Source organism: Bradyrhizobium sp. USDA 4354 (assembly GCF_054060315.1).
Genome location: NZ_JBSSDC010000001.1, coordinates 522862 through 535186 on the forward strand (window position 1 = coordinate 522862; position 12325 = coordinate 535186).

General features: G+C 65.5%; 9 protein-coding genes. All 9 read right to left on the bottom strand.

Going from position 1 to position 12325, the window contains the following annotated elements:
* Nucleotides 1-175: 175 nt before the first annotated feature.
* Nucleotides 176-1480, bottom strand: coding sequence for a TRAP transporter large permease (locus tag ACVIIV_RS02525; protein ID WP_456742756.1), 1305 nt, complete (start codon nucleotides 1478-1480; stop codon nucleotides 176-178).
* Nucleotides 1481-1511: 31 nt separating this feature from the next.
* Nucleotides 1512-2105, bottom strand: coding sequence for a TRAP transporter small permease subunit (locus tag ACVIIV_RS02530; protein WP_456742757.1), 594 nt, complete (start codon nucleotides 2103-2105; stop codon nucleotides 1512-1514).
* A gap of 10 nt (nucleotides 2106-2115) precedes the next feature.
* Nucleotides 2116-3117 (bottom strand): TRAP transporter substrate-binding protein, encoded by a 1002-nt coding sequence (locus ACVIIV_RS02535; protein WP_456742758.1) that lies wholly within the window; start codon nucleotides 3115-3117, stop codon nucleotides 2116-2118.
* Between the two features lie 38 nt (nucleotides 3118-3155).
* Complete coding sequence (locus ACVIIV_RS02540; protein WP_456742759.1) at nucleotides 3156-4814, bottom strand: hydantoinase B/oxoprolinase family protein; 1659 nt, start codon at nucleotides 4812-4814, stop codon at nucleotides 3156-3158.
* A 2-nt stretch (nucleotides 4815-4816) separates the two neighbouring features.
* Complete coding sequence (locus tag ACVIIV_RS02545) at nucleotides 4817-6901, bottom strand: hydantoinase/oxoprolinase family protein (protein ID WP_456742760.1); 2085 nt, start codon at nucleotides 6899-6901, stop codon at nucleotides 4817-4819.
* A 141-nt stretch (nucleotides 6902-7042) separates the two neighbouring features.
* On the bottom strand, nucleotides 7043-7864 hold the full coding sequence (locus ACVIIV_RS02550) for an NAD-dependent protein deacetylase (RefSeq protein WP_456742761.1): 822 nt from the start codon (nucleotides 7862-7864) through the stop codon (nucleotides 7043-7045).
* Nucleotides 7865-7939: 75 nt separating this feature from the next.
* Nucleotides 7940-9739, bottom strand: coding sequence for a cation:proton antiporter domain-containing protein (locus ACVIIV_RS02555; RefSeq protein WP_456742762.1), 1800 nt, complete (start codon nucleotides 9737-9739; stop codon nucleotides 7940-7942).
* A 131-nt stretch (nucleotides 9740-9870) separates the two neighbouring features.
* Entirely contained in the window at nucleotides 9871-10707 is an 837-nt protein-coding gene (locus ACVIIV_RS02560; protein WP_456742763.1) for an SDR family oxidoreductase, read from the bottom strand.
* A gap of 214 nt (nucleotides 10708-10921) precedes the next feature.
* Nucleotides 10922-12241 (bottom strand): solute carrier family 23 protein, encoded by a 1320-nt coding sequence (locus ACVIIV_RS02565; protein ID WP_456742764.1) that lies wholly within the window; start codon nucleotides 12239-12241, stop codon nucleotides 10922-10924.
* Nucleotides 12242-12325 lie beyond the last annotated feature (84 nt).

The window sequence follows — 12325 nt, forward strand, 5'->3', positions numbered from 1 at the left end:
GCCACGTTCACTGGAGTGATTGCTGTTGTACTTCCGCTTGCCGTTACAGTGTACGACGGATCACAGGACGTGCAAACACGGAATGCGCGCAAGAGCGACTTTGATGCAGGGCGAACTGAAACGGCAGCGGTGCTGACGTTTCCGCCTCGATCGGCCGATCCCGGAACGGAGCGGCTTATCCGTAAAGCATTTTCGGCAATATCGTGACGATGCCCGGCCAGAGCGTCAGCAGCAGCACGAAGCCGATCATGATCATGAGATATGGCATCGTGACGCGCGCGATGTAGCCGAGGCCATCCTCAGTCAGGCCTTGGATCACGAACAGGTTGAAGCCGACCGGAGGCGTGATCTGCGCCATTTCGACGGCGAGCACGAGGAAGACGCCGAACCAGACCTCATCGAAGCCGGCGCCCTTCACGATCGGCAGCACGATCGGCAACGTCATCACGATCATCGAGAAGCCGTCGAGGAAGCAGCCGAGCACGAGATAGAAGACGATCAGCGCCACGATCAGCATGAAGGGCGATAGGCCGAGCCCCTTGACGAAGGCGGCCACCGCCTGCGGGATGCCGAGGAAGGCCGCGGCATTGCCGAGGATCGAGGCGCCGAGCACGATCAGCGCGATCATCGAGCAGGTGACGACCGAGCCGATCAGCACGTCGCGCATTACCTGTTGCGACATCGACCCTTGCGCCCAGGCGACGAGCCCCGCGCCGAGCACGCCGACAGCGGCGGCCTCCGAGGGCGTTGCGAGCCCGCCATACATCGAGCCGAGCACGCAGGCGATCAGGAACAGCGCCGGCGCGAGATCCTTCAGCGCGACGAAACGTTCGCCCCACGGTACCTGCGAAAGTTTGGCTTCCGTCTCCGGCACCATCGCGGGATTGAGGCTGGTGTGCAGCATCACCCAGCCCATGAAGGTCGCCGCGAGCAGCAGGCCGGGCAGCACGCCGGCCGTGAACAGCTTCAAGATCGAGACGTCACCGAGCACGCCGTAGATGATCATGATGTTGGACGGCGGAATGAGGAAGCCGAGCGTGCCGGCGCCGGCGAGTGAGCCGATCGCTATGTCGCGCGAATAGCCGCGGCGCAGCAGCTCGTTGAGCGACATGCGGCCGATCACCTGCGTGGTCGCGGCCGACGAGCCCGAGATCGCCGCGAAGATGGTGCAGCCGATCACGTTCACATGCAGCAGGCGGCCGGGCAGCACACCGGCCCACGGCGCCAATCCCTGAAACAGCGAGCGCGACAGGCGCGTGCGGAACAGCAATTCGCCCATCAGGATGAACAGCGGCAGCGCCAGCAGCTCCTGCGTGGTGAGGATGTTCCAGGCATATTGCGGCAGCAGCTTGTCGAGCGGGATCGAGCGGAACGTCGCGAGCAGCAGCGTCGCGGTGAGCGCCAGCGTGAGGCCGATCCAGACCCCGCAGGCCAGCAGCGCAAACAGGATCGCAAAGAGGGCGAGGACTTCGATGGTCATGCGATCCTGGATCCGGGTGTGAGCAAAGCGGTCATTCGACGGGCGAGGCCTTCATGCGATGGTCCTCCAGCGGCAGGCCGAGTGCGGCCTGGATCGCGCGCGCCAGGAACTGGAGCGTGAGCAGCAGCATGCCGAAGGTGACGACGGCTTGCGGAAACCACAGCGGCGTGTCGCTCGAGGTCGAGACCTGGCCGCGAACGAACGCGCTCCAGGCGAATTTCGCCATGGCCGAGGTCAGGAACGCCATGAAGGCGAAGCCGGCCGCGGCCGAGAGGACCTCGAGCGCGCGCTGCACCGGCACTGGTGCGTTCTTCAGCAGCAGCACGACGCGGATGTGGCCGCCGACGCGCAGGGTCATGGCGGCGCCGAAGGTGAACGACGCCGCCATTAGATAGGAGGAATATTCCCACGCGATCGAGATGGTCGGCGGGAAGAACGGCAGGAAGTTCGAGAGGAAGCGGGTTGCGACCTCGCACAGCATCAGCAGCGTCAGCATCAAGAGACACCCGCCGCCGATCCAGCCGTCGAGCCGGCCGAGGCGATCGATGCCGTCGAGGACGATGCGTAGCGGCGCGGGCGCCGCTGCATTGAGGCTCTGCGGTGCTTCGGACGAAACGCTCACCACTGCTCCGCCCTCAGCCGCGCTTCATTTCGGCGAGATAGGCCCGCACGGGCTTGTCGGCCGCCGGCACGCGCTTGAGGAAGGCATCGAGCTGCGGTGCGGTCTTGGCCCGGATGTCCGTCATCATGGCTTGCGAGACCGGCACCACCTCCATGCCGCCTTCCTTGAGGCGGTTGAGGCTGTCGACATCTGCCTTGAGCGAGTTCGCCCAGAAGCCCGGCTCCATCTTGGCGGCAATGCCGGAGACAAGCTGCTGCTGATCGGCGCTGAGCGCCTTCCAGGAATCGAGATTGACGGTGAGCATCTGCGACGACCAGACATGGTTGGTCGGGTAGACGTATTTCAGGAATTCCCAGAACTTGCCGTCGACGCCCGACACCGACGAGGTGGAGACGCCGGCCACCGCGCCGGAGGCCAGCGCGGGAATCGTCTCGCCCCAGGGGATCATCACCGCCGCCATGCCGATCGCATTGAGCATGTCGACCGCGTTCTTGTCGGGCACGCGGATCTTGATGTTCTTCAGACCCTCGACGTCGGCGACCTTCGCCTTCAGATGCAGATACTGCGTCGGCCACGGCACGATGTAGAGGATCTTCTGGCTGTTGCGCGCGGCAATCTTCTCGTATTCGGGCCGCACATATTTGTGCAGCACCTTGAGCTCGTCCACCGAGCCGCAGAGGAAGGGAATGCTCTCGACGCCCATGAAGGGCTCGTCGCCGACCTGCTGGATGTTGAGGACGTCAGCGAGCGGCACCAGGCCGTCGCGCACGGCGCGTAGGTGCTCGGGCCCCTTGAAGCCGAGCTGACCGCCGGCCTTCACGGTGATGGCGACCGCACCATTGCTCTGCTTCTTCACCTCCTCGGCGAAGGCCATCGCGTTCTGGGTGTGGAAATTGCCGTCGGGCCAGACCGTCGACATGTCCCAGCTCACCGTCGCCGCCCGCGCACGGGTGGAGAAGTGGCCGGCAGCGAGCAGCGTCGCTGCGCCCGCGGTGAAATTCCTTCGTGTGATCATTGCTCCCCTCCGTTCGCTATGTCCGACGCCGGATGGCGTCACCGCGCATACCCATAAACTGAAGCCGCATTGTCGGCAGACACGAGGCCGCTTTCGATGTCGTCCTTGATGGCGGCCCGATCGCGCTCCCCGGGATCGCCGATGCCGGCGCCGCCGGGCGTCAGCACCACCAGGCGATCATCCGGAGGCACCTGCTGAAAACCTTTTCCACGCAGCTTCTTGCCCGACTTCAGGCCGACATAGCCGGCCTCGCCGTTCCGGCCGCCATCGCGGCCGCGCGGCGGATGATCGATGCGGTCGAATGCAGCGAGAATGTCGAAGGGAGCATCGACGCCGCTGCCGACTTCGATGATCTGGCCGAGGCCGCCGCGGGTGCGCCCTGCCCCGCCGGAATCCGGGCGCAGCTCCTTGCGCCAGAAGATCAGCGGCGTCTGCGTCTCCGCGATCTCGACCGGCGTGCCGCGCACGCCGCTTGGGTAGGCGGTCGCCGACAGGCCGTCCTTGCCGAAGCGCGCGCCGGTGCCGCCATTGGAGGTCACCGCCATCGAGAACCCGTAATTGCCGCCGACGCCGCTTCGCGTCTGCCCGCGCACATTGAGATTCCACAGGCACGAGGTGCCTTCCGCCGGCACGCGCTCGGGAATGATCTGGCGCAGGCAGCCGAACACGACGTCCGGCAGCATCTGGCCGATGACGTGGCGCGAGGCGACCGGCGCGGGCTTCGGCGCATTGAGGATCGCGCCCGCCGGTGCCGACACCGTCAGCGGCGAGAGCGAGCCGGCATTGTTCGGGATTTGCGAGGCGACGACGCAGCCGAGGCCGAACACGGTGTAGGCGGTGGTGTAGGACAGCGGCACGTTGATGCCGAACTTCGAGGCGGCGGATGTGCCGTCGAAATCGACGTGAATGCCCTGCTCCGAGATCGTCAGCGTCGCCGCCAGCGTCACCGGCGCATCATAGCCGTCGACCACCATGGTGTTGCGCCAGCTGCCCTTTGGCAGCTTGGCGATCTCGGCGAGCACGGCCTCGCGCGAGCGGTCGCAGATGTAATCGCCGAGCTCGTCCAGCGTGTCGATGCCGAACTCGGTCATCATCTCGACCAGGCGCTCGCAGCCGACGTCGTTGCAGCCCGCCAGCGAATATGTGTCGCCTTCAGTGTCGATCGGCAGCCGCGTGTTGGTGCGAATCATCGCCATCAGCGTCTCGTTGACGACGCCCTGGTCGATCAGCTTCAGCATGGGGATGTAGAGCCCCTCCATGAACACGTCGGTGGCGTCAGGCCCGAAGCCGATGCCGCCGATGTCCATGAGATGGCTGGTGCAGGAGAACAGCGCGACGACCTTGCCGTCCTTGAAGCAGGGCGTGGTCACGACGAAGTCGTTGAGATGGCCGGTGCCCATCCAGGGATCGTTGGTGATGTAGGCATCGCCTTGCTTCATCGTCTCGATCGGGAAGTGATCGATGAAGTGCTTGACCGATTCCGCCATCGAGTTGACGTGGCCGGGCGTACCGGTCACCGCCTGCGCCAGCATCCGCCCCTTGAGGTCGAAGACGCCGGCCGAGAGGTCGCCGCATTCGCGCACAATCGGGCTGAACGCGGTGCGCAAAAGCACCTGTGCCTGCTCCTCGACCACCGCGATCAGCCGGTGCCACATGATCTGGAGGTCGATCAGGCTCGCGCTGCTTGCCTTGCTCATGATCAGGCCGCCTTTCGTTCCATGACGATGCTGCCGGCACCGTCGATATGGGCGTCAAAACTGGTGGAGACGAAGGTCGAGGTCTCGTCCTCCGCGATCACGGCGGGGCCCGCGATGGTCGCACCCGGCGCCATGTCCTCGCGGCGATAGAGCGGAATCTCGATCACTTCCCCGGCCCGGCCATCGAAGAACTTTCGGCTGCCGGAGGCCTTGGCTGCGGGCTTGCGCGCCACGGAAGCAACGGCGGGCGGATTGCGCGCCTCGGTGGTGGCGAGCACCGACCAGCTCAAGACCTCGATCGCCGCGCCCGGGATCGGACGCTCGAACATCGCGGAATAGTCAGTCTCGAACTTCTGGCGTAGGCCCGCGAGATCAGCTGAAGCCAGCCGCCGGTTCGGCAACTCGACCGAGATCTCGTGGCCCTGGCCGACATAGCGCATGAAGGCGGCGCGACGCTCGCGCACCGGCGCACCGGCGGCGCCCGGCTCGACCAGCGCGCGCGCTTCGGTCGCCATCTCCTGCAAGAGATCGGAGACCGCCTCGGCGTCGAAATCATCGAGACGGACATGACGGCTGCGCACCAGCTCGTAGGCGATGGGCGCGGCAAGGAATCCGACCGCCGAGCCGACGCCGGCATTCGACGGCACGATCACGCGGGAGACGCCGATCTTCTCGGCGACGCGCGCCGCATGCAGCGGCGCGGCGCCGCCGAACGCGATCAGCGTGTGCTGGCCGACCACGGCACCGCGTTCGACCGCATGCACCCGCGCCGCGCTCGCCATGTTCTCGCAGACGACCTCGTGCACGGCATAGGCGGCGGTTTCCGCGGACAGGCCGAGCGGCGCACCGACATCGCGCAGCAACGCCTGCTTCGACAGCTCCGGATCGAGCTTGATCGTGCCGGCCGCGAAGGCATCAGGATCGATCATGCCGAGCGCGACGTCCGCATCGGTCACGGCTGGACGCTCGCCGCCGCGGCCGTAGCAGGCGGGCCCGGGCTCCGACGAGGCGCTCTCCGGGCCGACGGTGACGCGCTTCATCGCGTCGACATGCGCGATCGAGCCGCCGCCGGCGCCGATCTCGACCATCTCGATCACAGGAATGCGCACCGGCAGGCCGGAGCCTTTGAGGAAGCGCGCGGCGCGATCGACCTCGAACACGCGCGAGGTCTCCGGTTGGTATTTTTCGATCAGGCAGATCTTTGCGGTGGTGCCGCCCATGTCGAAGGACAGCACCTTGCTCTCCCCTAATCGTGCCGCGATCTGCGCCGCGAAGATCGCGCCGCCCGCAGGACCGGATTCGACGAGACGCACCGGAAAACGCCGCGCCGTCTCGATCGAGGTGACGCCGCCGCCTGACGTGACGAGGTAGATCGCACCGCGGAACTGCTCGACCTGCAGGGCATCGGCCATGCGGGCGAGATAGCCGTCGATCAGCGGTTGCACATAGGCGTTCGCAACCGCGGTGGAGGTGCGCTCATATTCGCGGATTTCCGGACACACGGCTGACGACACCGTCACGGAAATGCCGGGCAACTCCTCACTGATGATCGCGGCCGCACGGCGCTCGTGCTCGGGATTGGCATAGGAGTGCAGGAAGGCGATAGCGACGCTCTCGACGCCGAGCTCACGCAATTTTGGCGCGAGCGCGCGCACCGACGCTTCATCCAGCGCGAGGCGGACGACGCCGTGGGCGTCGATACGCTCGGGCACGGTGAAGCGCAGGCTGCGCGGCGCCAGCGGCTTCGGCTTGTCGATGCTGAGGTCGTACTGATCGTAACGGCTTTCGGTGCCGATATCGAGCACGTCGCGAAAGCCCTCGGTCGCGATCAGCGCCGTTTTTGCACCGCGGCGTTCGATGATGGCATTGGTCGCGAGCGTCGTGCCGTGAATGAAGACGTCGATGTCGCTGATATGCGCACGTGCATCAGCAAGAATGAGCCGCATGCCGTCCAGCACCGCTTGCTCGGGACGCTGCGGCGTCGTCAGCACCTTGCGCGTCTTGCGGTCTTGTCCCACGTCCAGCACGATATCCGTGAACGTGCCACCGATATCCACGGCAAGCCGCACCTCGGCTCCCTCAAGCATTCCAAATTCTCCGTGCTGAACGTCAAGACTGGGGTCAAAAGCGCAGCAATTTCCATGCCATGGACGACAAGGGGATTGCCGCGCCCGGCTATTCTGCTTGGCACCTATGCAATAGGCAAGGCGTGTTCGCCGCCGGCGCGTTCAGAGCAGGAATGCAAGCGCCGCTTCGCAGCGCTCCTCGACCTTGAGCGTCAGGAGATCGTCGGCGCGGGTGCGGCCGAGATTGACGGCGGCGATCGGAATATTGCGCTGTGCGGCAGCTTGCACAAAACGGAAGCCGGAATAGACCATCAATGACGAACCGACGACCAGCATGGCATCGGCCTGCGCCAAGTGATCCTGCGCCGTGGCCACCACGTCGCGCGGTACGTTCTCGCCGAAGAACACGACGTCGGGCTTGAGGATGCCGTCGCAGGCTTCGCAGGCCGGCACCTGGAAGGACGAGAAATCCTCGTGCTCCAGATCAGCATCGCCATCAGGTGCATCGGCGGCATCGAGCGTCAGCCACGCCGCATTCGCGCGACCAAGTGCGTGCTGAAACTCATCGCGCGGCGTCTTGCGGCCGCAGCCCATGCAGCGGACCAGATCGAGCCGGCCGTGCAGGTCGATGACCTGCCGGTGGCCGGCGGACTGATGCAGCCGATCGACGTTCTGGGTCAGCAGCATCCCGCAGCGGCCGTTCGCCTCGAGCCGGGCCAGCGCATGATGCGCATCGTTCGGCCTCGCCTGGCCGAACCGCCGCCAGCCGATCAGGCTGCGCGCCCAATAGCGCCGGCGCGTAGGCTCGTCCGACATGAAGGCCTGGAAGTTGACCGGCTGAGTCCGCTTCCAGTTGCCTTGGCTGTCGCGGTAATCGGGAATGCCTGAATTGGTGCTGCAGCCGGCGCCGGTCAGCACGAACAGATTTTCGTGCCGGCCGATGAAATCCTGGAGCGGAGGGTTTGCCAGCGGAGCATTTGTCATGGCGCAGATGTAGTTGGCGCGGGCGGGTTTTGCCAGATCACGACAGTCGCGGCGTACAGCCGCCCGGATCGGCGGCTATCGCGGAGGCCGGCGCCCCGTGAGATCGAGCGGACGCGCCTTCTCTTGTCCTGCAATGCGGGCGGCTTGCTGCAGCGTCAGCCGAAACTCGTCCCGCTTCTCGTGCACCGAGGCTATCGCATGCCCGACCGCAACTCCGAGGCCGACCAATGCGGCTTCCGAAAGCTGCAGGCTTGCCTCGATCGTTTCCGGCACTGCATCGGTGGCGCCGATCGCATAGAGGTGACGGGCATGATCGGCGTCCCGCGCGCGTGAAACGATCAGCACATCCGGCCGCGCCGCGCGGATCCGCTCGACGACGGCATCGATCGCCGGCCGCGACTGGATGGTGATGATCACACCGGTCGTCTGCATCAGGCCGCAGGCTTCGAGGAAGCCCGATTCTGTCGCATCGCCAAAATAGACCTTGTGACCGTCGCGGCGGTCGCGCGCCACGGCGACCGGATCGTGATCGACCGCGATGTAGTCCAGGCCATGGCTGGTCAGCAGCGAGCAGACGACCTTTCCAACGCGGCCATAGCCGACCACGATGGCCTGCGCCCGGTCGCCGGGCGGCCGAACCGCGAGTTCAGGATCGAGCGCACGCTCGTGACCGAGCTTCGCGGCCAATCGTCGCCCGAGCATGCCCAGAAGCGGCGTCAAGGCCATCGTCACGGCGGTGATGGCGACGGCAAAGCTCGACACGCGAGGTTCGATCAGGCCGCCGGCCGCCGCCATTCCGATGCTGACGAAAGCGAATTCGCCGACCGGACCCAGCAGGAAGCCGATCTCGATTGCCGCCGGCCATGAGAGCCTGAAGAGGCGGCCGAGGATGATGAGTACGATTGCCTTGCCGGCGAGAATGCCGATAACGGCAACCAGCAGCCAACCAGGCTCGCGCATGAACACGCGGAAGTCGATGGCCATGCCCACCGTGAAGAAGAAGATACCCAGCAGCAAGCCCTTGAACGGCTCGACGGTGGCCTCGATGGCCTTGCCATACTCGGTCTCCGCCAGCATCAGTCCTGCGACGAATGCTCCGAGCGCCATCGACAGTCCGGCCTGGTGTGCGGCAAGCCCTGCGCCGACGATGACGAACAAGGTCGCGGCAACAAACAATTCCGTCGAATGCGTGCCCGCAACCATCTGGAACAGCGGGCGCATCAGCAGCCGTCCGAGCAGAGTGAGGACCGCGACCGCCACCGCGGCCTTCAGGACCGCACTGGAGATGTGCGCCACGACGGAGCCGCCGCTGCCTGCGCCGAGCACCGAGACAAGAACCAGAATGGGAACGACTGCGAGGTCCTGGGCCAGCAGCACCGAGAAGCTGGCGCGCCCGGCAGTGGTGGAGAGCCGTCTCTCAGCGGACAGGAGTTCGAGCACGATCGCCGTCGAGGACAGCGCAAGGCTCGCGCCGAGGATGACGGCCGTATCGGAGTTCTGCCCGAAGAGCAGCGCCGCGCTGAAGATCATGGCGGACGTCGCCAGCACCTGCAGGCCGCCAAGCCCGAAAACCAGCCGCCGCATCGTGACGAGCCGCCTGAACGACAATTCGAGTCCGATCAGGAATAGCAGGAATACGATGCCGAGATTGGCGATACCCTCGACGTTCTGCGCGTCCGTCACGGTAAACCAGTACAGAAACGGGACTTCTCGAACGAGCGAGCCGAGCCCGAGCGGACCGAGAATGGCGCCGGCACCGAGATAGCCCAGCACGGGGTTGATACCCCAATGGCGGACGATGGGCACCACGACGCCGGCGGTCCCGAGGACCACCAGCGCGTCGCTGTAGGCATTGATGTTGATCGTTGTGGTCACGAGCCCGTCACGTGTCGGCGTCTGCCAATAGCGGCAGCGTCGTCCACGGTCGATAGCACACGGCGCCGCAGACCCCTACCCGGCCCTGACCTCTATCCCCGCGCGGGACACGCGTGGCCCGAAGCTGACGTTCAGCTCGCCCAGTTCTCCCGGAATTCCGGAAACAGAGTCAGGCCGCCGCAGGCATAGATCGTCTGCCCCGTGATGTAGCTTGCATCATCCGAGGCGAGGAAGGCGAACACGGCGGCGATCTCTTCCGGTGTCCCCACCCGGCCGAGCGGAATGTGGCTGGTCACGACGCCGCGTTTTGCCGGATCGCCGGTCCAAGCCGCGTTGATCGGCGTGTCGATTGCACCGGGACCGACCGCGTTGACGCGGATGCCGCGGCCGGCGAACTCCAGCGCCAGCGTGCGCGTCAGACTGGCCATTCCGCCCTTGCTGATCGAATAGGCGAGATAGCCGGGCTTCGGGATGATCTGATGGACGCTGGAGCAATTGATGATGCTCCCGCCTCCGCCGCGCGCGACGAAATGCGCGAGCGCCTTCTGCGCGCAGAGCACGGAGCCGTTGAGGTTGACGTCGATGATCCGGCGATAGGTTTCGACGTCCAGCGCCTCGCTCGGTGACTCCCTCTGAAAGCCCGCATTGTTGACAAGACAGTCGAGCCGCTTCCAGCGCGCCAGGATGGTCTCGAACATCGCGGCAATTTCCTGCTCGTTACCGATATCGGCCTTGACGATGACGTGGTCCGGCTTGCCGTGGCCGCGGTCGCTCGATGCCGTCCGCGCCAGCGCGAGCGCTTCCTCGGCCTTTTCAGGATGATCGAAATAGTTGATGGCAACCGTCGCGCCTTCCTGGGCGAGCCGGACGGCGACGGCGCGACCGATGCCTTGCGATGCGCCGGTCACCAGGGCGTATTGACCGACGAGGCGCGAGGGAAAGGAGGTTGAGCGTTCGGTTTGCGGCATGGGCTTTCTCCGGGATGCCTGATCATGGATGGAACCTGCATTTTGTTCCATCCCGCTATGCAACGCTGTTAGGCGAGGCTCCACTGTCATCGCCCGCGAAGGCGGGCGATCCAGTACTCCGTGATGGTCGTAATCGCCACAGAAAGGCGCGGCGTACTGGATGCCCCGCCTTCGCGGGGCATGACATCTGTGTGCGTGGCATATTGCAGGGACTTCATTCCGAGCGGCGTGCCACCGGCGAGGTCAAGATCTGATACAGGATGATCGCGCCAAAAGTCGCGGTGCCGATGCCGCCGATCGTGAACGTACCGAACCTGAGCGTGAGATCGCCGGCGCCTGCCGTCAGCGCCACCGCGACGGTGATCAAGTTCGCAGGATTGGCAAAGTCGACCTTGTTCTCGACCCAGATTCGTCCGGCCATCGCCGCGATCAGCCCGAACAGCACGATCGAGAGGCCGCCGATGACGGGACCCGGGATGGACAAAATGAGCGCGCCGAATTTCGGCGAGAAGCCGAGCAGGATAGACACCGCTGCCGCAAACGCAAACAGCAAGGTCGAATAGACCTTGGTCGCCGCCATGACGCCGATGTTCTCGGCATAGGTGGTGACGCCGGTACCGCCGCCGCAGGCCGCCACGACCGTCGCGAGGCTGTCGGCGAACAGGGCGCGGCCGAGATAGGCATCGAGGCTTCGGCCCGTCATGGCGCCGACGGCCTTGATGTGCCCGAGGTTCTCGGCGACGAGAATGACCGCAACCGGCGCAATCAGAAAGATTGCATCGGCCTGAAAGCTCGGCGCGGTGAAGTTCGGCAGGCCGAGCCACCGCGCGGCCGCCAGTTGCGCGAAGTCGATCGGCTTGCCGAAACCGAGGCCGTTCGCGAACAGCAAGTACAAAAGATATCCGCCGATCGCGCCGAGGATGATCGGCAGGCGGCGCCACAGGCCTGGAGCGGCAACGGCGACCACGCCGATCATCAGGACGGTCGCGAGCCCGATCCAGGTGTCGAACGCGCCCCCGCTGACCGCCTTGACCGCCACGGGCGCGAGGTTAAGGCCGATCGCGGCGACGACGGCGCCGGTGACGGCCGGCGGCAGCAGCCTTTCGATCCAGCCAACGCCGGACCACATCACGATCAGCGAAATCAGGCCGTACAGCACGCCGGCGCCGACGATGCCGCCGAGCGCAACCGACAGGTTCGGGTTCGGCCCCTGCCCGGCATAGCCGGTGGCCGCGATGACGACGGCGATGAACGCGAAGCTCGAGCCGAGATAGCTCGGCACGCGCCCCGCGACGATGACGAAGAAGATCAACGTGCCGACGCCGGAGAACAGGACCGCAACATTGGGATCGAACCCCATCAGCAGCGGTGCGATGATCGTCGAGCCTGACATCGCGACGCAATGCTGAAGACCTGAGACGACGGTCTGGCCCCAGGGCAGCCGCTCCTCAGGCATGATCACGCCCGAGGTCTTGAGCTTCCAACGCGGAAAATAGCCTTGCGTTCGCTCGTCGGAGCCTGATGCGGTCGCCATGTTCCCCCCAATTGCGGTGCCGCGATCGATGTTCGTGCGATCCGACAAAAATGTGATTGTCACTTCTGCGGCGGCCATCACATG

Coding starts and splice junctions, on each gene's coding strand:
- ACVIIV_RS02525 (WP_456742756.1), bottom strand. CDS start 1,480: ATGACCATCGAAGTCCTCGCCCTCTTTGCGATCCTGTTTGCGCTGCTG.
- ACVIIV_RS02535 (WP_456742758.1), bottom strand. CDS start 3,117: ATGATCACACGAAGGAATTTCACCGCGGGCGCAGCGACGCTGCTCGCT.
- ACVIIV_RS02540 (WP_456742759.1), bottom strand. CDS start 4,814: ATGAGCAAGGCAAGCAGCGCGAGCCTGATCGACCTCCAGATCATGTGG.
- ACVIIV_RS02545 (WP_456742760.1), bottom strand. CDS start 6,901: ATGCTTGAGGGAGCCGAGGTGCGGCTTGCCGTGGATATCGGTGGCACG.
- ACVIIV_RS02550 (WP_456742761.1), bottom strand. CDS start 7,864: ATGACAAATGCTCCGCTGGCAAACCCTCCGCTCCAGGATTTCATCGGC.
- ACVIIV_RS02560 (WP_456742763.1), bottom strand. CDS start 10,707: ATGCCGCAAACCGAACGCTCAACCTCCTTTCCCTCGCGCCTCGTCGGT.
- ACVIIV_RS02565 (WP_456742764.1), bottom strand. CDS start 12,241: ATGGCGACCGCATCAGGCTCCGACGAGCGAACGCAAGGCTATTTTCCG.